Genomic DNA, 24475 nt, shown 5'->3' on the forward strand with positions numbered 1-24475 from the left:
GCGATGCGGACCTCGCGGTCGCCAGAGAACCAAACCGGAGCCCCTCCCCCCATGACCAAGACCACCCTCACGGCCCTCGTGGCCGCTTGCGCCCTCGTGCCTGTCGCCGCCCATGCCCAGAGCGAATCCCGCACCTATGCGACGCTGGGCTACACCGCCGTCGAGACCGGCGAAGTCGACCTGGGCGCCGTGACCGGCCGCTTCGGCTACAAGGTCCTGCCCTGGGTCGGTGCAGAGCTGGAGGCCGGCGTCGGCGTCGAGGACGAGAGCTTCGACTTTTCGATCGGCGGCTCCAGCGGCACGTTCGAGCTGAAGCACGACGTGGCGGCCTACGCCGTCGCCTTCCTGCCCCTGGGCGAGCATTTCGAGGCCCATGCCCGCATCGGCTACGGCACGACCAAGATCGAATCCTCCGTCGTCGGCGTGAGCGTCCGCCAGGAGGGCGAGAGCTTCAACTACGGCGTCGGCGCCAGCGCCTTCCTGGACGGCTGGAACGGCGTCCGCGCCGACTGGACCCGCCGCGACTTCCAGGACGGCGGCGAGGCCGACACCTGGTCGGTGAGCTACGTGCGTCGGTTCTAGACCATGGCGCCGCCCGGCCCCTTTATCCGTGCACCCCAGCGAAGGCTGGGGTCCAGATCACGAATTCAGGCGGCCGGGTTGGCGCACCGGTTCTTCTGCTCGAACCGGCAGAGCCTTCCATCTGGACCCCAGCCTTCGCTGGGGTGCACGGGTGGAGAAGAGGTCAGAACTCTGGCGTCTGACCCGCCACGAAGGTTTCCCACGCCTCGCGCGTGGCGAAGTCCAGGCCGTGATCCCAGGCCGAGCCCATATAGTAGGTGAAGGGCACGCCCGGCGTGACGCGGACCAGGATCAGATAGTTCTCCGCATCCTGGGCGAAGCCCTCGACCATCGCCGGATCGACCAGGATGGCGATGCCGAGCGAGCCGTGATCCGGGCTGGTCGGCTCCCAGAACATCAGGCGGCCATGCTCCTGATCCCGCGTCACGAAGCCTGAGCCCGCGTCGTTGGTGCGCTTGGAGATGCCGATGCCGACGATCAGGGGCTCGGTGGTGTCCGACTGGATCGTCGAGGTCATGCGGGTGAAGTTCGAGCCCAGCGGCAGGGAGAACTCCCGCGTCTCCCAGACCCGGCGGTTCACATCGACCGGCCAGGGGCGGTAGTCGACGGTGAAGCGGGCCTCGTCGCCGCCCGTCTCCTCGATGCGGTGGGTCGAGAAGTTGCGGCTGGTCCAGAGCTTGTTGTCGAACCAGATGCCGAGACCGCCCGCGCCGCGACCGCGTCCGACGTCGTAGAAGTCCAGCCCCTCGCCCCGGTCGGTGTGATAGTTCGGGAAGCGCAGCTGGCGGTCCATGTAGGGGTAGCGGACACGCTTGGCCCAGACGTCGATGCCCGATCCGGACGGCGGCTCACGGCCCTCCAGCGTCGGGCCGTAGATGCGGTGGGCGACGCGGTCGTTCTCCCACAGGAGGTCGTCGAGGCGATCCGGCGCGAAGCGGGCGACGGCGCGCGGGACCTGTTCCTCTTCCGTCGGCGGGGCCAGGCGTTCGATGGTCGAGGGACGGCCGAGACCGGCGGGGTCGTAGGCCAGGGCGCGGGTGGCGCGCATCTCGGCGTCGCGGCGGGCCTGTTCCTCCGGACCGCGCACGGTGACCGGCGCGGGCGGGGTCGGGGTGGTGGCCGCGATGATATCGGCGCTGTCACGCGAAGGCTCGGCCAGAGGCAGGGACTTCACCGGACCGTTCAGGTCGGCGATCTCCAGACCCGCCAGAATGTAGGTCCCGGTGACATAGAGGCCGGTGTCGGTCGGGGCGGTGGAGACGGGCTGGTCGCCGGTCTTCTGGGCCGCGCCGATCAGGCCGTTCGGCAGGACGTGTCCGTTCAGCGCCGCCCAGCCCTTCTGGATCACCGGCAGATAGGTGGCCCGGTCCAGCAGGCCGTGGTTCACGCCCCAGGCCAGGGCGTAGACGTAGAAGACCGAGCCGGAGGTCTCGGCCTCCGGATAGGTCTCGGGGGCCAGAAGGCTGGCGCGCCACAGGCCGTCCGACTGCTGCAGCTCGGCGATGCGCGGGGCCATCTGCTGGAAGAGATCGACGTAGTACTGGCGGCCGGCGAAGTTCGCCGGGACGCTCTCCAGCCAGCGGGCCAGCCCCCCCATGACCCAGCCGTTGGCGCGCGACCAGTAGATGCGGTCGCCGTCCGCGTCGCGGTGGTTCTCGTCCTTGAAGCGTTCGTCGCGGAGGAAGAGACGTTCCTCGGGGACCCAGAGGCGCTCGGCCGTGCGACGCCATTCGCGGTCGGCGGCGACGAGGTATTTCGGGTCGCCGGTGATGGCCGACATCCGGGCCAGGACCGGCGGCGCCATGTAGAGGGCGTCGGCCCACCACCAGACCAGCGCCGGGGTCTCGGTCGAGCGGTTGAGGTGCGGCACCTGCCAGTCCAGACGCTGGCGCAGCGGCATCAGGGCGCCTTCCTGACCGCGCCGGGAATAGAGCTCCTCGTAGAGGTCGCCGATGGCGATGTCGTCGGCGTTCAGCATGGTCGGGCCCGACCGGGCGCCGCGGACGCTGTAGTTGTAGTGCTCGGCCACGGCGGTCAGGAACCGCAGGGTCTCCGGGTCCTCGGACACGCGGGCCAGACGCGCGGCGCCGACATAGAAGGTCGCCGCCACCCAGTTCGAGGACATCTGGGTCAGGTTGCTGCCGGTCGACAGGGCCAGCGGCTCGGACGCCATCGCCGCGATCTGGGACGATGCGACATATTCGACCGAGGCCAGGACCTCGTCCCGCGACGGCAGGCGCGACGGGTCGGTGTTGAGGGCCGGTCGGGGGCGGGCCGTCAGCCATTCCGCTTCGACGCCCGGAGACAGCGCAGCCGGGCTTTGCGCCTGAACCGACGTACCGAGGGCGGTCGTCGCCAAGAGGGCGGCGGCGAGGCTGAAAGCGGCGCGAGATGGGAATGACATCGGTTACCTCCGTGACGGCTGCGCGTCTTGTGTTCACCCTACCGTCCGCTATCGTGAGACGGAAGAACAGAATGTGGGAAACTCTGACGCAGAGCGTCGGGTGCTCCCGCCGCTCCGGAGGACCATCATGCACCGTCGCAACCTGCTTCGTCTCGGCCTGACCGGGGCCGTTCTGACGACGACGCCCGCCTTCGCGCAAGGCACCGGCCGGACCTTCGACGCCGCCGATTTCGGCGCGGTCGGCGACGGCGAGACGATCAACACCCGCCCGATCCAGGCCGCCATCGACGCGGCGGCGGGCGCGGGCGGCGGGACGGTGACCCTGAGCCCCGGCGTCTATCTGTCGGGCTCGCTGTTCGTGAAGTCGAACGTGACCCTGGCCATCGGGCGCGGGGTGACGATCAAGGGTCTGCGGGACCTGAACGCCTATCCGATGGTGCGGACCCGCGTCGCCGGGATCGAGATGGACTGGCCCGCCGGCCTCCTGAACGTCTACCAGCAGCAGGGGGCGAAGATCACCGGCGAGGGTCTGGTCGACGGCGACGGCAAGGTCTTCTGGGACAGCTACTGGGCCATGCGGCGCGACTACGATCCGCGCGACCTGCGCTGGGCCGCCGACTACGACTGCCGCCGCCCGCGCCTGATCCACATCTATGACTCGCAAGACGTCGAGGTGTCGGGGCTGAACCTGGCGCGGTCGGGCTTCTGGACCGTCCACGTCTGCTATTGTCGCGACGTGAAGGTCTCGGACCTGATCATCCGCAACAACCTGGGCGGACGCGGGCCTTCGACGGACGGGATCGACATCGACTCGTCCGAACGGGTGCTGGTCGAGCGGTGCGACCTGTCGGTCAACGACGACGCCATCTGCATCAAGGCCGGGCGCGACTGGGACGGCCTGCGCGTCGCGCGTCAGTGCCGCGAGGTGCGCGTGCGCGACTGCATCGTGCGCGATGCCCTGGCCGGCATGACCTTCGGGTCGGAGACCTCCGGCGGGTTCGAGGACATCGAGGTGTCGGGTCTGCGGATCGAATACCCCGTGCCACTGGGTATCTTCTTCAAGTCGGGCCATACGCGGGGCGGGGTGATCTCCAACATCCGCATCCGGGACGTCTTCATGCAGGACGTGGCGACCCTCTTCCGGGTGAACCTGAACTGGTACCCGAACTACAGCTACGCCCAGATCCCGGCGGGGATCACCGACGTGCCCGACTACTGGCGCGCCCTGGCGACGCCGGTGCCGCGCGAGCAGGGCATTCCGCGCATCCACAACGTCCGCCTGTCGGACATGAAGGTCGTCGGCGGCAAGGTCGGGTTCGAGGCCGCTGCCTATGCCGAGGCGCCCCTGACGGACTTCGCGTTCGAGCGGCTGGACTGGGATGTGCGCGACGCCGGGACCATCACCAATGCCCGCGACTGGCGGTTCACCGACTGCAATATCGATACGCTCGACGGCAAGGGGCCGCGCGTTACGGACTCCACCGGGGTGACGGGGTTGCGCGCCTAAGCAACTCCCCGTGCACCCCAGCGAAGGCTGGGGTCCAGATCACAGACCGGGTCGCGCGGACGGCGCACCCTGCTGTCTGCTTCTGACATCGAGTTCGCCATCTGGACCCCAGCCTTCGCTGGGGTGCACGGATGTGTTCCCGCCCCAAAAAGAAACGGCCCGGAGCTTTCGCTCCGAGCCGAGTTTTGCGCTCAAGATGATCCCTTGGGAGGAGGTCAGTATTTCCAGCGCAGGCCGATGGCGATCTCGCGACCCGTGCGACGGTAGTCGGAGACGCGATCCGTGACGTCGACGTAACGGTCGACGTATTCGTCCGTCAGATTGATGCCTTCCAGCGACAGGGTCATGCTGTCGGTGATGTCGTAGGACATCGAGGCGTCGATGTTGGTGGTGCCGTTCACGCCCTCTTCCGAGTTGCCGTTCGCGCCCGGGAAGGACAGCAGATACTGGCTGCGGTGAGCGGCCGAGATGCGCGCCTGGAACGGACCGTCTTCGTAATAGAGGGTGGCGTTGGCGGTGTTCTTGGACTGACCCGTCAGACGGTTCTTGCCGGCCGTGCCGTAGGTCACTTCGGAATCGACCCAGGTGACGTTGCCGGTGAATCCGAAGTTCGACCAGAAGCCCGGCAGGAAGGTGAAGGGCTGCTGGTACTGGATCTCGATGCCGTCCAGCGTGCCGCCGTCGCCGTTCAGCCTGCGGGTGACCTGGAAGATCGTGTCTGCGCCGAGGCCCTGGACGCCCTGGAGCAACTCCAGCGGCAGACCCAGATTCCCATAGCGGATCGGCACGGTTTCCGAGGTGATGAAGCTGTCGATCTCCTTGCGGAAGACAGCGACGGCCAGCAGGCCCTCATTCTGGAAATACCATTCGATCGAGGCGTCGTAGTTGGTGGCGCGGAACGGATTGAGCAGCGGGTTGCCGTAGGACACGGTGAGCGTCGTCGGAGCCACGGAGCCGCCGGGCGTCAGGTCGCCCAGCGTCGGACGCGACATGACCTTGGCGGCGCCCAGGCGGATGACCAGATCGTCGCGCGGCTCGATCGCCAGGTTGAACGACGGCAGGGTGTCGGAATACTCGTTCGTGGTCGTCACATAGTTGTAGGTGGTCACCGGCGGGGTACCCGAGGTCACCGTCTGCCAGCCCTTGGCCGTCACTTCGGTCGTGGCGTAGCGGATGCCGGCGTTGCCGCGAACGACCCAGCCGCCGACGGTTGTGTTGAAGTCGGATTGCAGGAACAGGCCCTGATCCGTCTCATCCACTTCGCGCTCGCTGCGGTTCTGGACCAGCGGGTCGTTGTAGATGCTCAGCGTGTTGGCCAGGGCGTTGATGTCCGGCACGATGAAGCGAGTAGCCGTGCCGGCAGGCGCATTGACGGCGCGCGAGATATCGACAACCCGGCCGACGCGATCGACGCCCACGATCCGGTCCGCGCCGGTCGGGGTGGTGATGGCGCGCGCCAGGCCGAAGGTCTCGAAGGCGTAGGTGCGGTATTCCCCGCCGGCCTTGAAGCTGATCGAGTCGGTCCAGTCATAGGTCAGGGCGCCGGCCGCGACGTTGTTCTCGAAGTTTCCGCCGCCGTTCGAACGCGTGGCGTTGACCAGAGTGAAGCGCGAGCCCGAGGTGACGTCGAAGCCATAGTCCAGCAGCGGCTGGCGATTGTTGCCCCGTGCATCGTAGGTGAAGGTCGAGTTGGCGCCCGTCTCGAAGCGGTAGGCGACGTTCAGCGGCGTGCGGGCTTCCGAGCGGTTGACGCCCAGTTTCAGCGTGCCGCGCAGGCGATCGGTGAAGTCGTGACGGGCGTTCAGCGAAGCCTGGTAGAAGTTCGACTCGTTGCGCGTGAAGCCGTTCTCGGCCGCCACGATCATGTTGTTGAAGACGCCGTAGGAGAAGGCGTTGCGCGACTGATCGATTTCATAGGCGCTGACCACCACCTGGTTCACGGCGGCGCGGCTGAACGACCAGGCCTCCATGTTCGGGCTTTCGGTCTCGGAGTTGAAGCGCGACCACAGAAGGTCGAGGTCGACCTCGGTCCGCTCGCTCGGACGCCATTGCAGGGCGGCCGTCATGCCCAGACGATCCTCGAAGGTCTGGCCCATGGTGTAGCGCGGGATGCGCGGATAGTAGGCCGACAGGACCGCGTCGCGCTGGGCCGTGGTGGTGCAGGGAATGCAACCACCGAAATTCTGACCGACGCCATAGGGGAAGATGGCCGACGGATTGGTCGGGCGCGTCGGGTTCGCGTTACCCGACTGCCAACGCGTGGTGTTGAAGCTGCCCAGGATCGGGGCGCGTTCCGAATAGGCGACCGAGATCAGGGCGCCGAACGTCTGGTCCTCGTTCGACCAGCTCAGCAGGCCGGCGAGGCGCGGGATCGTCTTCTCGGAGAGGTCGTTGTAGGAGGCCTGGGCCGAGAGGGCCGAACGGATGCCCGGCTCGTTGAAGTCCAGCGGACGGCCGGTCTGCAGGTCGACCGTGGCGCCCAGCGAACCCTCTTCGATCTCGGCCGACTGGGTCTTGCGGACGCGGATGGAGTTGAACAACTCCGAGGCGAACATCGAGAAGTCGAACGAACGGTTGCGGTTGCCGCCGTTAGCCGCCTGGGCCTCCAGGCCGTTGATGCGGGTGCGGGTGAAGTCCGAACCCAGGCCGCGCACCGAGATGGTCGTGCCCTGACCGTTCACGCGATCAATGGTCACGCCGGGCAGACGCTGGATGGCCTCGGCCAGGTTCTGGTCGGGGAAGTCCGCCATGTCCTCGGCCAGGATGGCGTCCACCGCGCCGGCCTCGTTGCGCTTGATGTTCAGCGCGCGCTGAAGCGAGGAGCGGAAGCCGGTGACGACCACTTCGTCGACCTGGGTCTCGTCCTGCGCCGCCGGCGCGGCCGTCTGGGCCGTGGCGATCTGAGGCGTGAGGGCGCAGGCCAGCAAAGCGATGGCGGATGCGCTGGACGCAAGCGTGACGTGGCTGGACCGGCTCATGATGTCTTCTCCCCGCCCGGCGCTCATGGCACCGGTGTCATTTGTTGATATGGTGTTGCGATCTTTGGGACCACAGACCGTTCCACGTTGTGCGACAGCTTCTCGTTTTTTGCAACACGAGAATGAGACAGCGTCCCAAATCCGCCGCACCGTGTTCTTTCGGTCAGGCTTTCGCGACCTCGACCGCATAGACGTGGTTGCGGCCGTGCATGTTCGACACGAACACGATCCACTTCCCGTCGGGCGTGAAGGTCAGGTTCGGCTCCAGCCGGTAGTCATGGTTGCCCATGTCCACCAGACGGGTGGAGCGCAGATACTCCACCGAGATCAGGTCGGGCTGATCGCTCTCCGGATCCCCGTCGACGATCGGTTCGGGCGTCAGAAGGACGATCCATTTGCCGTCCGGCGCGTGGGCGACCATGTCCGCGTCCCCGCCGTCGCCTGCGAACAGGGTCCCGTCCTGCGAGGCGTTGAAGTGGACGGACCAGTCGTTCTGTTCGACGCGGCGATAGATGCGCTTGCCGGTCTCCAGATCCACCGAGGCGACCCAGAAGACCTGACCGCGCGGGGTCTGCAGATCGTAGTGGACCTGTTTGCCGTCGGGGCTGAACCACTCGTGGCCGAAGATTTCAAAGTTCATCGTGCGCTGGTGGGTCTTGCGAAGACCCGTGCCGTCGGCGCGAATGGCCCACATGCGGTCCACCCGGTGCCAGGGGCCCTCATGGCAGAAGATGATCTGCTGCGGATCGGTCGGCGAGAACTGGGTGTGGCCGATCCACTCGTTCGTCTCGTGGATCACCCGGCGCTCGCCCGTGGCGATGTCGATGACGAAGATCTCCATCGGATAGCGGGCGGCCCAGCGCTGCAGCATCCGCACGCCCTTGGCCCGGGCGAAGTTCAGCGGGCGGCCGTCGGGGCCGTTGGCGGCGTACTCCGCCTGATCGAAGCGGCGGTTGCGGGGGTCCGGCACGGTCGGCTGCAGCGGCTGGGAATCATAGGCGACGAAGCCCAGCAGCAGGGTCTCGTCACTGTTCACCGAGTTGACGTTGCCGTTCGGCAGGCGAGCGATCTGGCGCGACTGCCTGGTGTCCACGTCGATGACGAAGAAGCTCTTTCCCCGATCCATCAGCTGGGCGTCGCCCTGCTCGGTCACGGAGTAGTAGACGTTGCGCCCCGCGCGGCCGGTGAACATCAGGTCGGCGTGCTCGTCAGGCACCAGGACGCTGACGGCCCAGTTCGACAGGTCCACGGTCGAGATGCCTTCGGGCGTCGAGATGACCATCAGGTCCGGCAGGCCGGCCTTCTTCGGCACGAACATGTTCTTGTAGAAATAGGGTTTGCCGCCGCCCCCGTCCGGCGAGATGCGGCGGATGCGGTGGCCGGTCCTGGCGTCGGTCCATTCGGTCGGGACCGGCCCTTCCCAATGCGGCATCTGAGGCAGGGGCGTTTCCTGCACCGAGGGCGGGGCGGTGTTGGGCGCGGGCCAGACGGGGGTCTGGCCGGACGCCGTCGGGGCGACGGTTGGCGCAGTCTGGGCATGGGCGACGGAGGCGAAGGCGCCCGCGGCCGGGGCGGCCAGCAGGGCCTTGAGCGCGGAGCGGCGTGAGGTCGTCATCGGGGCGGTCCTCTTCAAACTGAAATCAGGGGGCGGGCGTCAGGCCTTCGACCCGGACGGTCCAGCCGTCCTTCGGGAAGCCCGGCGCATGTCCGGTGGAGCCGTCCCAGCCCGCCGCCATCAGGCCCACGGCCATCAAGAGCGATCCGTTCGACGGGAAGTAGGTCTCGGCCGCGCGGCGATAGCCGGGACCGTCGGGATTGACCGCCATGGCCACGCCCCCGGCCCCGGCCGAGACGGGCACCAGTTCGTCGGCGTGCTCGTCCAGATGGACGCGTGGCGTCATGCCGGTTGGACCCCACTGGTTGTTCTTCAGATCGGCGAACAGCCAGTCGACGGCCTTCTCGGGCTCGCCGACGCGGGCGGCCGTCATGGCCATCATCGGGAAGTCCCAGCCCCAGGTCTGGCGCACGTCCCAGTTGGCCTCGACCGCCTCGAAGGTGCGGCGCATGGCGGCCGGGTCGATGCGGGCGCCGGGGATGAAGCCGTAGGCCATCAGGAAGGACGGGTGGTCGCGGTTCTTGCACTGGGGCGCGGTCGCGTGTTCGCGACAGGCACCAGAGGCCGCCGTCTCCCAGAAGTCCGGCACGCTCTCGACCGGCAGATAGAGGCCATCGCGCATGGGAGGCGGCGCGATCTTCGCCAGCGCCTGATCCCAGTCGGCGCGACGGGCCTGACCTTTCCGAACCCGCCACTGTTGGGCCGTCTCCAGAGCCCAGCGGAAATACTCGACCTCGAAGGTCGGGTTGATCGTGGTCAGGGGGTCGTAGTTCTCCTGGGCCGGGATCAGGGGCGTGCCGAGGTTCAGGCGGTCGCCGTCTTCGATGGGCCAGGAGGCCAGCAGGTCGGCGGTGGACTCGACCAACTCGCCGTAGCGGTCGAGCACCGCCGGATCGTTCTCCGCGCGCCAGACCAGTTCGGCCAAGAGGATCGGGTGCGGCTGCTGCCACATGATGAAGGGGGAGACGAGGCTGGGGCTGTTGCGACCTTCCGGGCCCGTCATCTTGGGCCACCAGGCGCCGCGGACGCCGTGACGCGCGGCCTCGGCGCGGGCGTGATCGAGATTGCCCAGATACCAGGGCAGGCTGCGCTCCAGCATCTCGGGCCGGCCCCACATGGCCTGCCAGCCGGAATGCCAGGGGTGCATTTCCAGATGGAATTTGCCGAACCAGCTGTTGGAGAAGAGCCCCTCCTCCTGCGGCGGCAACTCCCCTGCCCCGTTCACGGCCGACAGGTATTGGGACAGGACGACGCGACGCTCCAGCTCGGCCGCGCGAGGGTCGGTGGAGCCGGAGAAGTCGACGGCGCCGCCCGAGGTCCAGAAGGTGCGCCAGTGACCGGCCGTGGTGCGGGCTCCGGCCTCGAACTCCGGCGTTGGGGTCGTCGGCTCGGCGGCGTCGAAGCGGACCATGGCGGTCAGGCGGTCGCGACCGGAGACGCCGACGCGGAACGCATTGGCGCCGGTCTGGACGACCTCTCCATTGCCGGAGATGGCGGAGGTGAAGCTGGTCTCGTCGATCGTTCGACGGAGGCGGATTTCGTGATCGTTCCGGGCGAGGATGGAGAGGGTCTGGGCCCCTTCGTTCTCCATGTTCGTTGGGTCCGGATTGATGGCCGGATCGACGGTGGGATAGCGGACCTGAACGCCCAGACCCGCGCTCCGGACCAGCGGCGAACTGATCTCGACCATCACCATGTCGAGGGTCGGATGGACCCGCGTGATGACCTCGACCGGCTGACCGTCATAGGTGAAGCGGCTGGACAGGGCGCCGGTCCAGAGGTCCAGCGTCTGGGTCGTCGCGGCGACCTTGGCGAAGTCCAGCGGCGCGCCGTCGGCCAGGGTCAGGCCGATCCGGCTCAGCGAAAAGCGGTGCGGATTGGCGCGCAGCCAGGTGTAGGCCGGGTTGGTCTCCGCATCGGCCCAGGACCGCATCCAGGCGTAGGGCTGATCGCCGCGACCGGGGACCGGAACGGGGGTCAGGCCGCTCTCTTCGGTATAGCCCTCGGGGTTCGGGAAGCTGTGCCAGGCCCACTGGGCCATGGTCAGGAGCGGAGCCAGTTCGGAGTATTGCTCTGGGAAGGTCTGAAGGCCGGTAATGTCGGCGGTGAAGCCCAGGTCGCCGTTGCCCAGCATGATGGGCGCATGCCGGTCGATGGCGGTCAGGGTCACATTGTGGCGGGTGACCAGGGCCTGACGGTCGATGGGGGCAGCGGGCGCGACGGCGGCGGTCGGCGCCACGGTCTGGGCGCAGGCGGCCGTGGGGGCGGCCATCAGGACGGCGAGACAGGCGGCGGCGATGACGCGCTGGGGTCGGGTCGGGCGGATCATGCGGTACTCCTGGGGTCCTCTAGGCCTGACCGTCTTGGCGCGGTCCGGGGCCTGAAAATCAGATGCGGTAGGCGGCCTCGGCGTTGGAGGCGAACAGGCGCTCGCGCTCGGTCGGGCTGAAGTCAGCCGTCACGAGATCGAAGGCGGAATAGACGGCGTCGAACGTCCCGTGGACGCGATCGACCGGGAAATCGGAGGCGAACATCGACCGCTTCGTCCCGAAGGCCTCGATACACTCCAGGATGATCGGGCGGACGCTGTCGACGGTCCAGTTCCGGTCGGTGATGCCGAGGCCGGAGATCTTGATCGACACCTGCGGCTGGGCGGCCAGAAGGCGCAGGCCCTCGCGCCAGGTCGCCATGCCCGCCTCGTCGCGATCCGTGGGCAGACCCGCATGATTGACGATCAGGGGGATGTCCGGATGGCGCGCGGCGATGGCGGCGGCCGTGGCCATCTGGGTCGGATAGAGCTGGAGATCGAAGGACAGGCCGTGCTTCGCCAGCTTGCCGAACCCCGCCTCCCAGGCCGGGTCCTGCAGGGGATCCGCAGCGTTGTAGGTCTTCAGCGGATCGGCGTGCCAGCAGACGATCTGGCGGATGCCGCGCACGTTCGTGCGGGCCGCATGGGCCTCCAGAAGCGCATCGAGATCGGGGTCCAGCATATTGGCCCCGGCGACGATCCCCTGGGGGTAGCCGTAGTCGTCGGCCATGGCTTGCAGCCAAACCGTCTCGCCGAGCTGGGCGCCGATCGGCATGCCCGCCTCGACGTGGACGATCTTGTCGATCCGCCAAGGCGCGGCGTCGGCGAGATAGTCCTTCAGCAGATAGTTCCGGTGGGCGATCGAGCTCATGTCGCCCCCCGGATTGTTCGGCAGCGGATCGTCCTGCAGCCAGCCGTAGCGGGCGCGCGACAGGTCCCACAGGTGGACGTGCGGATCGACGATGCGAAGGTCCGACGCCACCCGCCCGCTCCTAGTAGGTCGTCCGCCCACCCGACGTGTCGAACGTCGAGGCGGTGGTGAAGCTGCATTCTTCCGAGGCCATGAAGCAGACCATGGCGGCGCTTTCCTCGACTTCGCCGAGGCGGCCCATCGGGATCTTGGAACGCATATAGTCGACCTGGCTCTGGGGCAGTTGCTCCAGGATCGGGCTCTCGAAGGTGGCGGGGGTCAGGCTGTTGGCGATGACGCCCTTGCCGGCCAGTTCCTTGCCCAGCGACTTGGTGAAGCCGATCACGCCGGCCTTCGATGCGGAGTAGGCGCTGGCGTTCGGATTGCCTTCCTTGCCGGCGACCGAAGCCACGTTGACGATCCGGCCGTAGCCGTTCTCCAGCATGTAGGGAACCACCGCGCGAGAGCAGTAGAAGACCCCGTTCAGGTTGATGTCCACGACCCGTTTCCAGCTGTCGAGCGGGAACTCCTGCACCGGCACCGTGGCGCCGGTGATGCCGGCCGAGGCGATCAGGATGTCGACCTTGCCCAGCATCCGGTTGGCTTCGGCGGCGGCCGCGGCGACGGCGTCGGCGTCGGACACGTCCAGCGCGACGAAATGCTGGGCGCCGATCTCGGCGGCGACGGCGGCTAGGGCCTCGGCGTTCAGATCCCACAGGACCACCTTGCCGCCCTCGGCCACGATGCGGGCGGCGGAGCTCTTGCCCAGGCCCGAGGCGCCGCCGGTGACGATGGCCGTGCGGCCCGCGAAACGTCCTGCGTAGCTCATCGCGACCACGCCACGAAGGTCTGGCCCTGCTCGCCCAGCTTCTCGATGCCGAGACGGACGGTGTCGCCGGCCTTCAGATACCAGGGCTCCGGCTTCTGGCCGAGGCCGACGCCCGGAGGGGTGCCGGTCGTGATCAGATCGCCGGGCTCCAGCGTCATGAACTCCGACAGGTAGGAGACGATCTCGGCGACCGTGAAGATCATCGTCTTGGTGTTGCCGGTCTGGACGCGCTGGCCGTTGACGTCGAGCCACATGTCCAGGTTCTGGACGTCGCCAACCTCATCCGTGGTGACCAGCCAGGGGCCGACCGGACCGAAGGTGTCGCAGCCCTTGCCCTTGTCCCACGTCGGCCCGCGCTCGATCTGGAAGGCGCGTTCCGACACGTCGTTGATCAGGACGTAGCCGGCGACGTGGTCGAGGGCCTCTTCCTTGGTCACATACGAAGCGGCCTTGCCGATGACGATGCCCAGCTCGACTTCCCAGTCGGTCTTTTCGGAGCCGCGCGGAATGACGACGTCGTCGTTCGGGCCGTTCAGGCAACTGATCGCCTTCATGAAGACGACCGGTTCGGCCGGGATCGGCAGGTTCGATTCCGCCGCGTGGTCGGCGAAGTTCAGGCCGATGGCGATGAATTTCCGCGATCCGTTGACCGGCACGCCATAGCGTTGCTCGCCCTCGACGATCGGCAGGGAACCGGTGTCAACCGCCGCCAGCCTGGTGAGGCCTTCGGCGGACAGCAGATCGGGGGTGATGTCGGCGACGACGCCCGACAGGTCGCGGATGCGACCCTCGGCATCCAGCAGGCCGGGCTTCTCGGCGCCCTTGGGGCCGTAACGCAGCAGTTTCATTCGGGGAGGAGCCTTTGTCTTAGCGCGCGTAGGGGCGGTGCAGGGCGATGTCGCGGTTCAGCTCGACGCCGAAGCCGGGGGTGTCGGGGACCTTGAGCCGGCCGTTCACGGGCACGGGCTCGCCGATCAGTTGCGGATGGAACATCGGCACGACCTCGTCGGCGCCGGGGGCCATCATCAGGAACTCTGCGAACGGGCTGTTATGGCGCGTCACGACGAAGTGGTAGCTGTAGACCGACGAGCCGTGCGGGATCATCAAGACGCCCTTGGCGTCCGCCATGGCGGAGATCTTGATCAGTTCGGTCACACCGCCGCACCAGCCCACGTCCGGCTGGATGATGTCGCAGCACTCCATCTCCAAGAGCATGCGGAAGCCCCAGCGGGTGGCCTCGTGCTCGCCGGTGGTGACGAGCATGCCGTCGGGCGCATTCTTCTTCAGCGCCTGATAGCCCCAGTAGTCGTCGGGGCTGAGGCATTCCTCGATCCACTTCAGACCGTACTTGTGGGCGGCGTGGGCCAGTTTGGTGGCGTAGTTCAGGTCCAGCGCCATCCAGCAGTCGAACATCAGCCAGAAGTCGTCGCCGCAGGCGTTCCGCATGGCCTCGAGTTCGGCGAGGTTCTTCTTGAGGCCTTCCTCACCCTCGGCCGGGCCGTGGTGCAGCGGCATCTTGCCGCCGATGAAGCCGAGCTCCTTGGCTTTGTCCGGGCGCGCGCCGGTGGCGTAGAAGGTCAGTTCGTCGCGGACCGGACCGCCCAGCATGGCGAAGACCGGCTCCTGGCGCAGGCGGCCGAGCAGGTCCCACAGCGCCAGATCGACGCCGGAGATGGCGTTCACGACCAGACCCTTGCGGCCATAGTACTGCGTCGAGAAATACATCTGGTCCCAGATCTTCTCGACCTCGGACGGATCGCGGCCTTCCAGGAATCGGGCCAGGTGTTTCTCGACGATGTAGGCGGCCGGTTCGCCGCCGGTCGTGACCGCGAAGCCGGTGACGCCGTTCTCGGCCTCGATCTCCACGACCAGAGTGCCGAGCACATTGATGCCGAAGCTGCGGCGGCTTTGGCGGTACTCGGGATACTTCGCCATCGGGGTGGCGATGTGATCGTCGATCCAGTGGCCGTCGCCCTGATCGTGATAGTCGGCGCCGCCGCCGGTCCCGTCGTTCTTCACGACATAGGCGCGCACGGACTTGATGCGAGACAGACGGCTCATCGCGACATCGCTCCTTGGCGATTGCTTCCCATAATGCGGGATGACACTGGCGTTTCTCCGCGTGCCGCGTCAAACTGGAGGTCCAAACGACCGCCGACTTGCGCGTTTTGCTACATTCTGAAACAGGTGATTACGTGATGGGACAAACAGCGTCAATCGAGGTCGAAACCGAAGAGCCTTCCGCCGGCAAGGCGTCGGGCAGCCAGACCCTGATGCGGGGTCTGGATGTGATCGAGGCGTTGATCGACGGCCCCCTGCCCCTGGCCGAACTGTCGGAGCGGCTGGAGCTGACGCGCAGCACGACGCACCGTCTGGCCGCCGCCCTGGTGGACCGTCGCCTGCTCTCCTTCCGCCCGCGCGAGGGCTACACCCTGGGCCCGAAACTGCTGGAACTGGGCCACGCCGCCAGCCAGCAGATGCACCTGCCCCGCATCGCCCGACCCTGGCTGGAACATCTCTCGGCCCAGACCGAGGACACGGTGCATCTGGGCGTGCTGGACGGCCATGAGGCCCTCTATCTCGACAAGGTCGCCGGGCGTCGCCGCATCAACATCGGCTCCAAGCTGGGCGAGCGTCATCCGATCGCCTCGACGGGTCTGGGCAAGGCCCTGATCCTCGACAAGACCGAGCCGGAGTGGACCGAGTTCTACGCCCCCGAAGGCAAGCCATTCGATTCGACCGCCCGCGCCGTCTGGCTGGAGCGGATGCGCGGCTACGCGACCAAGGGCTACGCCTTCGACCTGGAAGAGAACGAGGACCAGATCCGCTGCGTCGCCGCCCCCGTGCGCGGGGTGGACGGCAAGGTCGTGGCCGCCGTCAGCGTCTCCAGCGCCGCCCAGTACATGTCGGACGCCCGCATGGCCGAACTGACCGTGACCGTCACCGACGCCGCCAACGCCATCAGCCGCGATCTCGGCTGGTCGCCCAAACCCTAGAAGAAAACATCCGGGAGCCCCCATGCTGCTTGAAAACAAGGTCGTCCTCGTCACCGGGGGTTCGAGGGGCATCGGGGCGGCGGTCGCCGTCGAAAGCGCGCGTCAGGGCGCCGACGTGGCCATCCACTCCAACCGGGGCGGCGAGGTCGCCGAAGAGGTCATCCGCGAGATCGAGGCCCTGGGCCGCCGCGCCATCCACGTCGAGGGCGACGTGGCCGCGTTCGAGAGCGCCCAGACCTTCGTAGATGCGGCGGTGGAAGCTTTCGGCCGGGTGGACGTCTTCGTCTCCAACGCCGGCATCTGCCCGTTCCACGCCTTCCTCGACATGCCGCCCGAGACGCTGAAGCGGACCATGGAGGTCAACCTGCACGGGGCCTATTTCATGACCCAGGCGGCGGCCAACCAGATGGTGAAGCAGGGGAACGGCGGGTCCATCGTCGCCGTCAGCTCGATCTCGGCCCTGGTCGGCGGCGAGTACCAGACCCACTACACCCCGACGAAGGCGGGAGTGCATAGCCTGATGCAGTCCTGCGCCATCGCGCTCGGCAAACACGGCATCCGCTGCAACTCGGTCCTGCCGGGCACCATCCTGACCGACATCAACAAGGACGATCTCGCCGATCCGAAGAAGCGGGAGTACATGGAAAACCGTATCCCGCTGGGCCGTCTGGGTCAGCCGGACGACCTCGGCGGACCCGTCGTCTTCCTGGCGTCCGACCTGGCGAAATACGTGACCGGCGCGGCCCTGCTGGTCGATGGCGGGATGTTCGTGAACCTGCAATAGGCGTGGCCATGATCATCTCGTCGCCCGGCGATTTCAGAGAGGCCGCGCGGCGGAAGCTGCCGTCCTTCCTGTTCCACTACATCGACGGCGGGGCCTATGCCGAACAGACGCTGCGCCGGAACGTCGAGGACTGGGGCGACGTCGCCCTGCGTCAGCGGGTGCTGGGCGGGGTGGGCGAGGTCGATCTGACGACCAAGCTGTTCGACGAGACCCTGAGCCTGCCCGTGGTCCTGGCGCCCGTCGGCCTGACCGGCATGTACGCCCGGCGCGGCGAGGTGCAGGCGGCGAAGGCGGCGGCGGCGCGCGGCGTGCCCTTTACCCTCAGCACCGTCTCGGTCTGCCCGATCGAGGAGGTGGCGCCCGCCATCGACCGGCCGATGTGGTTCCAGCTCTATGTCCTGCGCGACCGGGGCTTCATGAAGGACGCGCTGGAACGGGCCAAGGCGGCCGGGGTGAAGACGCTCGTATTCACCGTCGACATGCCGGTGCCGGGCGCACGCTATCGCGACGCCCATTCGGGCATGAGCGGGCCGAACGCCGAGGTGCGCCGGATGGTGCAGGCCATGACCCACCCGGCCTGGGCCTGGCATGTGGGTCTGCGCGGCACGCCGCACGATCTGGGCAATGTCTCCCGCTATCTGGGCAAGGCGACGGGGCTGGCGGATTACATCGGCTGGCTGGGCGCGAACTTCGATCCGTCGATCTCGTGGAAGGACCTGCAGTGGATCCGCGACTTCTGGGACGGGCCGATGATCATCAAGGGCATCCTCGATCCTGAAGACGCCAAGGACGCGGTCAGCTTCGGCGCAGACGGGATCGTGGTGTCGAACCACGGCGGGCGGCAACTGGACGGGGTTCTGTCCTCGGCCCGCGCCCTGCCCGCCATCGCCGAGGCGGTGAAGGGGAAGCTGACGATCCTGACGGACTCCGGCGTGCGGAACGGTCTGGACGTGGTGCGGGCCCTGGCGCTGGGCGCCGATGCGGTGATGCTGGGTCGCGCCTTCGTCTATGCGCTGGCAGCGGACGGACAGCGGGGCGTCGAGACCCTGCTGGAGCTGTTCGCGAAAGAGATGCGGGTCGCCATGACCCTGACCGGATCGTCGAAGATCGCGGACATCGGGCCGGGAAACATAGCCCGTCTCTGACATTTATCCGAGCACCCCGGCGAAGGCTGGGGTCCAGATCACAGACCGGGACGGCTCGGACGTCGCACCCGGTCTGCTACTCTTCTTACTGAGACTTCCATCTGGACCCCAGCCTTCGCTGGGGTGCTCAGTGATTGGGATCAACGGCCGATGTAGTTGCCGTAGCCGATGATGACGGTGGCGAAGACCAGAAGGCCGATGCCGCTGAACACCATCAGCCGGGCCTTGGTCGGGGCGCCCTTCCACTCCTTGAAGGCGAAGCCCCACAAGGCACCGAAGATGATGATGCTGGCCATGTGCAGGGTCCAGGACGAGAAGCCGAAGCGACCCATCTGGCTCTCGCCCATCGTGTAGAAGAAGAACTGGAAGTACCAGATCGTGCCCGCGACGGCCGAGAACAGGTAGTTCAGGGCGAGCGAGGTCTTGCCAGCGACGGGCATGGAGGGATCCTCCGGCGCCATCTTGCCGACGAACTGACCGGCGGACTTGTTGCGGGCGATCAGGATGCCGCACCAGACGGCGTTGGTGATCAGGCCGCCGAACATGACGATGCAGAGCACCGGCAGACCGACCCACAGCGGGCCAGTGCCGGCCGCGGCGCTGAGCTGGCGGATCGGCTCGCCAGCGGCCAGGCCGAAGGCGAAGCAGGACGACATGACGCCCGAGAAGATCGCGACACCGACGCCCTTCTTGAAGTCGAACTCGGCGATGGCCGCGTTGTCGACCGGCTCGCCCTTCTTGGCCCCCGCCATCGCCACGACGATGATGCCGAGCAGGGTGACCAGCAGGCCCAGCAGGACGACGTTGCCGGACGGATTGTCGATCAGGGTGGAGACGAAGGTCCCCTGGAAGATCGGCGGGATCAGGGTGCCGAACACGGTGCAGAGCCCCAGCACCACTGCCATGCCCAGCGACAGGCCGAGATACCGCATCGTCAGGCCGTAGGTCAGGCCGCCGAAGCCCCACAGGCACCCGAACAGGATGCAGTAGCCGATGGTGGAGGACGGCGTCGCCGACAGCACCCCCATCAGATCCTGGGTCTGGATCGAGGCGAAGAACCAGGGCGCGACGACCCAGGAGAAGACGCCGCCGGTGATCCAGTAGATCTCCCACGACCAGCGCTTCACGCTGCGATAGGGTACATAGAAGCTGGCGGCGGCCAGACCGCCCAGCCAGTGGAAGATGACGCCTAGGAACGGGTTGCCGGGCACGATGAGACCTCCAGTGTCGAACGCGATGGAGGTCGGAATGGGCCGACGGTCAGCGGAGGCTGGCCTGTGATGTTTCGTCCCGTTCCCACATTTGAGCCATGCGGTTCATTATTTGGACACACCCTAGAGGCGGCGAAGCGAGGCCGTCAAGCGACGCCTATTCGAGGTGGAACATCTCGACGAGCTCGGTCTGGACCGGGGCGCCGGTCGGATCGGTCTGCATGATGTCGGCCATGTGGTCCCACCATTTCCGCATGATCGGCAGGCTGGGCAGGTCGTCCATTCGATGATCGTCGGTCCGCCACAGGGTGGCGAACAGACGGCCGGTCTCGCGCTCCAGATGGATGGAGTAATCGCGCACCCCGGCCTGATGGAGGGCATCGCGCAGCTCGGGCCAAAGGGCGTCGTGGCGGGCCTTGTATTCCGCCTCCATGCCGGAGTTCAGCTGCATCAGGAAGGCGATCTTCTGCATCGCGGGCGCTCCGGCGTTCGGCGGCGTATTGACCACCTCGTCTCACCATATAACATGATGTGCAACATAATGAGAAAGCGGCGAGACCGTCGCTTCGATCCAGGGACGGCCTTCATGTCAGCGTATCGTACCCGGGCCGCGGCCCTGATCCCGCTCCTGCTGGGCCTGGCCCTCGCGCCGGTCGCCCAGGCCGAGGTCCTCCGCCAGAACGTCCCGGCCCAGTCCTTGAGCGCCGCCCGGATCGCCGCCCTGCCCGAGGGCGAACGCGCCGCCTGGGCCGCCTATCTGGATCGCTCGCACACCCAGGCCCTGGTGGACCGGGCGACCCTGGCCGGCGAACTGCCCGCCGGCGCGACCGTGCCGCCGGCGCCAATCGCCTTCGGCGGCGGGCTGCGCTTCATCCCGCTGGACCAGACGGCCGAGTGGTACGCCTCCGACGAGGCCAAGACCCTGGCCGACGCCGTCGTCAGCTTCCAGACCCCGGCCGGCGGCTGGAGCAAGAACCAGGATCGTCGCCTCGCCCGCCTGCCCGGCCAGCGTTACTCCAACGACGCCGAGACGATGGAGCTGAACCCCGAGAATTTCGACGCGCCGGTGGACCGCTTCTGGACCTTCGTCGGCACGCTGGACAATGACGCGACCTGGACCGAGATGCGCTTCCTGGCCAAGGTCGCGGCCGCCCATCCGGGCGCGGACGGCGACGCCTATCGCGCCAGCGTGACCAGGGGCGTCCACTATCTGCTGAACGCCCAGTATCCGAACGGCGGCTGGCCCCAGATCTGGCCGGTCGAGGGCGGCTTCCATGACGCCGTCACCTTCAACGACAACGCCGTGGCCCAGGCGGCCATGCTGCTGGAGGACGTGGTCGAGAACGAACACGGCTTCGACTTCCTGCCCGACGATCTGAAGACCCGCGCCGCCGCCGCCGTCGAGCACGGGGTCGCCGCGATCCTGGCGTCCCAGGTGCGGGTGAACGGCGAACTGACCGCCTGGCCGCAACAGGTCGATCCGCTGACGCTACAGCCGTCCAGCGCCCGCAACTATGAGCCCCAGTCGGTCGCCAGCGGCGAGACCACCGACATCCTGCTGTTCCTGATGCGCCTGCCCCATCCCTCGCCCGAGGTGAAGACGGCCGTCCGCGCCGCCGTGGCCTGGCTGGAGGAGAAGCGCCTCTACGACCACGTCTTCGAGATGACCGAGGACGATGGGCGCAAGCTCATGCCCCGCGAAGGCGCCGGGCCGCTGTGGTCGCGCAACTACGATCTGGTCACCGGCCTGCCGATCTTCGGCGACAAGAACCAGATGATCTATGACGACGTGAACGAGATCTCGATCGGCCGTCGCAACGGCTACTCGTGGTGGATTAACTCGCCGCAGAAGGCGTTGGACGCCTATGTCGCCTGGAACGCCGCCAACCCCGGTTAGACCGGGACGCCCGACACATAGCGCGCGTTCAGGATGGGCTTGCCGAGCCAGTAACAGAGCTCTGCCGGGCGGGTGACGTCCCAGACCGCGAGGTCGGCGGCCTTGCCGACTTCGAGCGTGCCGATCTCGTCGGACAGGCCAAGCGCCTTGGCCGCGTGACGGGTCGCGCCAGTCAGAGCCTCCTCCGGCGTCAGACGGAACTGGACGCAGGCCAGGGTCAGGGCCGCAGTCATCGAGGCGACCGGAGACGTACCCGGATTGCAGTCGGTCGCCACCGCCATCTCCACGCCGTGCCGGCGCAGAAGCGCGATCGGCGGCGGTGTGGTCTCGCGCAGCATCAGATAGGCGCCGGGCAGGAGGACGGCGACGACGTCGGCCTCCCCCATCGCGCGGACGCCCGCCTCGCTGGAGTGTTCGATGTGGTCGGCGGACAGGGCGCCGTAGCGGGCGGCCAGCGCCGCGCCGCCGCCGTCCGACAACTGGTCGGCGTGGAGCTTGACGGGCAGGCCCAGCGCCCTCGCCTTCTCGAACAGGCGCGACACCTCGGCGTCGGAGAAGGCGATGGGCTCGCAATAGGCGTCGACCGCATCGACCAGACCCTCGGCCTGGGCGGCGGGCAGGATGTCCTCGATGGCCAGATCGACATAGGCGGACCGCTCGGCGCGATGCTCCGGCGGCACGGCGTGGAGACCGAGGTAGGAGGTGCGGACGCGGACCCCGGCCTCGCGACCGATGCGGCGGGCGACGCGCAGCATCTTCAGCTCGGCGTCGCGGTCGAGGCCGTAGCCGGACTTGACCTCGACCGTCGTGACGCCGGTCGCCTTCAGCCCTTCGAGGCGGGCGACGGCGGAGGCGTAGAGCTCATCCTCCGAGGCCGCTCGCGTCGCTGTCATGGAGGAGACGATGCCGCCGCCGGCGCGGGCGATCTCCTCATAGGTCGCGCCGTTCAGACGCTGTTCGAACTCGCCCGACCGGTTGCCGCCGAAGACCAGATGGGTGTGGCAATCGACCAGACCCGGCGTGACCCAGCTGCCGTCGAGACGGTCGATCTGGGCGGCCTCATGCTCCGGCAGATCGGCGCGCGGACCGACCCAGATGATGCGGCCGTCTTGGATCAGGATCGCCCCGTCCTCGATCGCGCCATAGGCCGCGCCGCCCTCCGTCATCGTGGCGAGACGACATTCAGTGATCAGTCGGTCGGCCTTCATCTCGGGTCTCCTCGGCCCGGCGAGAACCGCGCGACCAGATCATAGCGATCCCCCGGGAAGGTCTGCCACACCTGGGTCACCCCCTGCCCGTCTCGCCAGGTCCGCCGCTCGACGCACAGGCAGGCGGCGCCGGCCTTCAGCCCCAAGAGGGTCGCCTGTCGCGGCGTCGCCGACACGGCCGAGATGCGATGCTCGGCCTCGGTCCAGGGTTCGAAATCCAGCAGCCAGCTGCCGGGCGGGACCTTGCGGAAATCAACGGTCATGGCTTCCGGCGCGGCGGTCAGGGCGATCAGGCGTCGCTCCAGGGCGAGGGCCGCGCCGTCGCCCAGATGCAGGCCGTCCAGTTCCAGCAAGAGGCCGCCGTTGGCCAGTTCCCGCTCCTCATCGGTCGGGGCGCGCTCCTTGCGGGCCAGCAGGCGGAATTCATAGGCCAGACCCCGCGCGGTCGCCTCGGCGCGCAGGTCGGGGATGGCCAGCATGGCGGAGTGGACGCGCGGCTGGGCGACGAAGGTGCCGGCCCGGCGACGGCGGGTCACGAGGCCCCGCGTGGCCAGTTCGGAGATGGCCTTGTTCACCGTCATCCGCGAACAGCCGTAACGTTCGGTCAGCTCGTGCTCGAACGGAATGCGCGATCCTGGCGCCCAGTCGCCGGACAGGATCCGGCTCTCCAGGTCGTCGTAGATGCGGCGATGAAGAGTGGCGGTTTCGCTCATCCGAGCACCACCGACAGGGCCTTGCGATAGCGGGCCTCGATGGCGTCGCGGGCGATGTGGCGGCCGTCGGCGACGACCTTCCTGCCTCGCCGCCAGACCGAGCGGATCGCCCGCTCGCCGCCGAAGATCCAGCTGTCCAGAACGGCGTCGCCCGACCGGCCCGCGAAGCCGATGCCGCTGGTGTTCAGCTCGACGATGTCGGCGGGCATGCCGACAGAGAGACCCGCCTTCGCGCCCGTCGCCTGCTGCCCCCCGGACAGAGCGCGGTCGAACAGGGCGCGGCCGGTGGAGCGGGCCGAATCAGCCATGACGCCCCGCGCGCGCAGGGCCAGACGCTGGGAGTACTCCAGCATCCTCAGTTCGTCGGCGACGCCGATCTGGATGTTGGAATCGGTGCCGATGCCGAACCGGCCGCCGTTCTCGACGAAGTCCCGCGCCGGGAAGATGCCGTCGCCCAGGTTGGCCTCGGTCAGAGGGCAGAGGCCGACGACGGCGCCCGCCTTGGCCACGCCGCGCCACTCGGTCTCGGTCACATGGGTCGAGTGGATCAGGCACCACCGCTGATCGACCGGGGCGTCGGCCAGCAGCCACTCGACCGGCCGCGCGCCGGACCAGGCGAGGCAGTCGTCGACCTCCTTGGTCTGTTCGGCGACGTGGATGTGGATCGGACCGTCGCCGGCCAGGCCGGGCATAGCGGCCAGTTCCTCGGGCGTCACGGCGCGCAGGCTGTGGGGCGCCACGCCGACGACGGCGTCCGGCAGGCCGGCGGTCAGGCGACGGCCGCGCGCGACCAGATCGGCGAAACCGTCCACGTCGGTGATGAAGCGACGCTGGCCATGGTTGGGTTCGGCGCCTCCGAACTGCGAATGGGCGTAGAAGACGGGCAGCAAGGTCAGGGCGATGCCCGTCGTCTCGGCCGCCAAGACGATCCGCGCCGTCAACTCGGCCGGATCGGCATAGGCCCGACCGGCCGGGTCGTTGTGCAGATAGTGGAACTCGGCGCAGCGGGTGAAGCCGCCCTCCAGCATGTCGCAGAAGGCCAGAGCCGTGATCGCCTCGATCTCCTCCGGCCCGCCCCGGTCGAGGAAGCGGTACATCAGTTGGCGCCAGGTCCAGAAATTGTCGCCCGCGTCTCCGCCGGGTCCGCGCGCCTCGGTCAGGCCCGCCATGGCGCGCTGGAAGGCGTGGCTGTGGACGTTGGGCATGCCCGGCAGGGCGACGCCGTGGGCCTCATCGTTCGGCGCCTGCGCGACCCCGGTCTCGACCGAGGCGATCACCCCGTCCGCCACGGTGACCCGCACGTCGCGCGCCCAGTCGCCGGGCGTCAGCGCCTGTTCGAACCACAGGCTGCGACCTTCGGACGGCGTCTGCGACACTGGACAATCCCG

At 67.8% G+C, this 24475-nt stretch carries 19 protein-coding genes; 6 read left to right on the forward strand and 13 right to left on the reverse strand.

Annotated features, from left to right (window positions below; all coding sequences use genetic code 11):
• Positions 1–51 precede the first annotated feature (51 nt).
• Positions 52–582, forward strand: coding sequence for a porin family protein (locus ACETK8_RS17220; RefSeq protein WP_374037041.1), 531 nt, complete (start codon positions 52–54; stop codon positions 580–582).
• A gap of 163 nt (positions 583–745) precedes the next feature.
• On the opposite strand, the gene ACETK8_RS17225 is transcribed toward ACETK8_RS17220, so the two are convergent.
• A complete protein-coding gene (locus tag ACETK8_RS17225; RefSeq protein ID WP_374037042.1) occupies positions 746–2986 on the reverse strand; it encodes a glycoside hydrolase family 88 protein in 2241 nt (746 codons plus the stop codon).
• Positions 2987–3113: 127 nt separating this feature from the next.
• On the opposite strand from ACETK8_RS17225, the gene ACETK8_RS17230 reads away from it, so the two are divergent.
• Positions 3114–4493 (forward strand): glycoside hydrolase family 28 protein, encoded by a 1380-nt coding sequence (locus ACETK8_RS17230; RefSeq protein ID WP_374037043.1) that lies wholly within the window; start codon positions 3114–3116, stop codon positions 4491–4493.
• 215 nt (positions 4494–4708) lie between these two features.
• On the opposite strand, the gene ACETK8_RS17235 is transcribed toward ACETK8_RS17230, so the two are convergent.
• The 7 genes from ACETK8_RS17235 to rhmD all read right to left on the reverse strand — a co-directional run bounded on the left by ACETK8_RS17235 (position 4709) and on the right by rhmD (position 15194).
• Complete coding sequence (locus tag ACETK8_RS17235) at positions 4709–7471, reverse strand: TonB-dependent receptor (RefSeq protein WP_374037044.1); 2763 nt, start codon at positions 7469–7471, stop codon at positions 4709–4711.
• Positions 7472–7634: 163 nt separating this feature from the next.
• Positions 7635–9086, reverse strand: coding sequence for an oligogalacturonate lyase family protein (locus tag ACETK8_RS17240; protein ID WP_374037045.1), 1452 nt, complete (start codon positions 9084–9086; stop codon positions 7635–7637).
• A gap of 25 nt (positions 9087–9111) precedes the next feature.
• On the reverse strand, positions 9112–11415 hold the full coding sequence (locus tag ACETK8_RS17245) for a hypothetical protein (protein WP_374037046.1): 2304 nt from the start codon (positions 11413–11415) through the stop codon (positions 9112–9114).
• A 58-nt stretch (positions 11416–11473) separates the two neighbouring features.
• Positions 11474–12376 (reverse strand): amidohydrolase family protein, encoded by a 903-nt coding sequence (locus ACETK8_RS17250; RefSeq protein WP_374037047.1) that lies wholly within the window; start codon positions 12374–12376, stop codon positions 11474–11476.
• Positions 12377–12386: 10 nt separating this feature from the next.
• Positions 12387–13133: an SDR family NAD(P)-dependent oxidoreductase gene (locus ACETK8_RS17255; protein ID WP_374037048.1), complete on the reverse strand. Its 747-nt coding sequence runs from the start codon at positions 13131–13133 to the stop codon at positions 12387–12389.
• Complete coding sequence (locus ACETK8_RS17260) at positions 13130–13981, reverse strand: fumarylacetoacetate hydrolase family protein (protein WP_374037049.1); 852 nt, start codon at positions 13979–13981, stop codon at positions 13130–13132. The genes ACETK8_RS17255 and ACETK8_RS17260 overlap by 4 nt, the downstream gene beginning before the upstream one ends.
• Before the next feature lie 19 nt (positions 13982–14000).
• Entirely contained in the window at positions 14001–15194 is a 1194-nt protein-coding gene (gene rhmD / locus ACETK8_RS17265) for an L-rhamnonate dehydratase (RefSeq protein ID WP_374037050.1), read from the reverse strand.
• A 137-nt stretch (positions 15195–15331) separates the two neighbouring features.
• On the opposite strand from rhmD, the gene ACETK8_RS17270 reads away from it, so the two are divergent.
• Genes ACETK8_RS17270 through lldD form a run of 3 tightly spaced genes read left to right on the forward strand, consistent with a single transcriptional unit; the run spans position 15332 to position 18058 of the window.
• Positions 15332–16129, forward strand: a complete 798-nt coding sequence (locus ACETK8_RS17270) for an IclR family transcriptional regulator (protein ID WP_374037051.1) — start codon at positions 15332–15334, stop codon at positions 16127–16129.
• A gap of 22 nt (positions 16130–16151) precedes the next feature.
• Positions 16152–16913, forward strand: a complete 762-nt coding sequence (locus ACETK8_RS17275; RefSeq protein ID WP_374037052.1) for an SDR family NAD(P)-dependent oxidoreductase — start codon at positions 16152–16154, stop codon at positions 16911–16913.
• 8 nt (positions 16914–16921) lie between these two features.
• Positions 16922–18058, forward strand: a complete 1137-nt coding sequence (gene lldD / locus ACETK8_RS17280) for an FMN-dependent L-lactate dehydrogenase LldD (protein WP_374037053.1) — start codon at positions 16922–16924, stop codon at positions 18056–18058.
• Positions 18059–18198: 140 nt separating this feature from the next.
• Here the strand turns inward: lldD and rhaT are convergent, their stop codons facing one another.
• Complete coding sequence (gene rhaT / locus ACETK8_RS17285; protein ID WP_374037054.1) at positions 18199–19269, reverse strand: L-rhamnose/proton symporter RhaT; 1071 nt, start codon at positions 19267–19269, stop codon at positions 18199–18201.
• A 157-nt stretch (positions 19270–19426) separates the two neighbouring features.
• Positions 19427–19741: an L-rhamnose mutarotase gene (gene rhaM, locus ACETK8_RS17290; protein WP_374037055.1), complete on the reverse strand. Its 315-nt coding sequence runs from the start codon at positions 19739–19741 to the stop codon at positions 19427–19429.
• 114 nt (positions 19742–19855) lie between these two features.
• On the opposite strand from rhaM, the gene pelA reads away from it, so the two are divergent.
• Positions 19856–21166: a pectate lyase gene (gene pelA, locus ACETK8_RS17295; protein WP_374037056.1), complete on the forward strand. Its 1311-nt coding sequence runs from the start codon at positions 19856–19858 to the stop codon at positions 21164–21166.
• Here the strand turns inward: pelA and hutI are convergent.
• Genes hutI through ACETK8_RS17310 form a run of 3 tightly spaced genes read right to left on the reverse strand, consistent with a single transcriptional unit; the run spans position 21163 to position 24463 of the window.
• The gene (gene hutI, locus ACETK8_RS17300; protein WP_374037057.1) at positions 21163–22374 is read right to left on the reverse strand and encodes an imidazolonepropionase; all 1212 of its coding nucleotides are present in this window, start codon (positions 22372–22374) and stop codon (positions 21163–21165) included. The genes pelA and hutI overlap by 4 nt on opposite strands.
• Positions 22371–23087: a histidine utilization repressor gene (hutC, locus tag ACETK8_RS17305; RefSeq protein ID WP_374037058.1), complete on the reverse strand. Its 717-nt coding sequence runs from the start codon at positions 23085–23087 to the stop codon at positions 22371–22373. The genes hutI and hutC overlap by 4 nt, the downstream gene beginning before the upstream one ends.
• Positions 23084–24463 (reverse strand): formimidoylglutamate deiminase, encoded by a 1380-nt coding sequence (locus tag ACETK8_RS17310; protein ID WP_374037059.1) that lies wholly within the window; start codon positions 24461–24463, stop codon positions 23084–23086. The genes hutC and ACETK8_RS17310 overlap by 4 nt, the downstream gene beginning before the upstream one ends.
• Positions 24464–24475 lie beyond the last annotated feature (12 nt).

Origin of the sequence: Brevundimonas staleyi (genome assembly GCF_041893865.1) — a bacterium.
GTDB classification, from domain to species: Bacteria; Pseudomonadota; Alphaproteobacteria; order Caulobacterales; family Caulobacteraceae; genus Brevundimonas; species Brevundimonas staleyi.

Bases quoted from the DNA above. Each gene is read 5' to 3' on its own strand.
- rhaM (WP_374037055.1), bottom strand. From the start codon at position 19,741: ATGCAGAAGATCGCCTTCCTGATGCAGCTGAACTCCGGCATGGAGGCG.
- ACETK8_RS17245 (WP_374037046.1), bottom strand. From the start codon at position 11,415: ATGATCCGCCCGACCCGACCCCAGCGCGTCATCGCCGCCGCCTGTCTC.
- hutI (WP_374037057.1), bottom strand. From the start codon at position 22,374: ATGAAGGCCGACCGACTGATCACTGAATGTCGTCTCGCCACGATGACG.
- ACETK8_RS17230 (WP_374037043.1), top strand. From the start codon at position 3,114: ATGCACCGTCGCAACCTGCTTCGTCTCGGCCTGACCGGGGCCGTTCTG.
- ACETK8_RS17235 (WP_374037044.1), bottom strand. From the start codon at position 7,471: ATGAGCCGGTCCAGCCACGTCACGCTTGCGTCCAGCGCATCCGCCATC.
- pelA (WP_374037056.1), top strand. From the start codon at position 19,856: ATGTCAGCGTATCGTACCCGGGCCGCGGCCCTGATCCCGCTCCTGCTG.
- ACETK8_RS17225 (WP_374037042.1), bottom strand. From the start codon at position 2,986: ATGTCATTCCCATCTCGCGCCGCTTTCAGCCTCGCCGCCGCCCTCTTG.
- lldD (WP_374037053.1), top strand. From the start codon at position 16,922: ATGATCATCTCGTCGCCCGGCGATTTCAGAGAGGCCGCGCGGCGGAAG.
- ACETK8_RS17270 (WP_374037051.1), top strand. From the start codon at position 15,332: ATGGGACAAACAGCGTCAATCGAGGTCGAAACCGAAGAGCCTTCCGCC.
- hutC (WP_374037058.1), bottom strand. From the start codon at position 23,087: ATGAGCGAAACCGCCACTCTTCATCGCCGCATCTACGACGACCTGGAG.
- ACETK8_RS17220 (WP_374037041.1), top strand. From the start codon at position 52: ATGACCAAGACCACCCTCACGGCCCTCGTGGCCGCTTGCGCCCTCGTG.
- ACETK8_RS17275 (WP_374037052.1), top strand. From the start codon at position 16,152: ATGCTGCTTGAAAACAAGGTCGTCCTCGTCACCGGGGGTTCGAGGGGC.
- ACETK8_RS17255 (WP_374037048.1), bottom strand. From the start codon at position 13,133: ATGAGCTACGCAGGACGTTTCGCGGGCCGCACGGCCATCGTCACCGGC.
- rhmD (WP_374037050.1), bottom strand. From the start codon at position 15,194: ATGAGCCGTCTGTCTCGCATCAAGTCCGTGCGCGCCTATGTCGTGAAG.
- ACETK8_RS17240 (WP_374037045.1), bottom strand. From the start codon at position 9,086: ATGACGACCTCACGCCGCTCCGCGCTCAAGGCCCTGCTGGCCGCCCCG.
- ACETK8_RS17260 (WP_374037049.1), bottom strand. From the start codon at position 13,981: ATGAAACTGCTGCGTTACGGCCCCAAGGGCGCCGAGAAGCCCGGCCTG.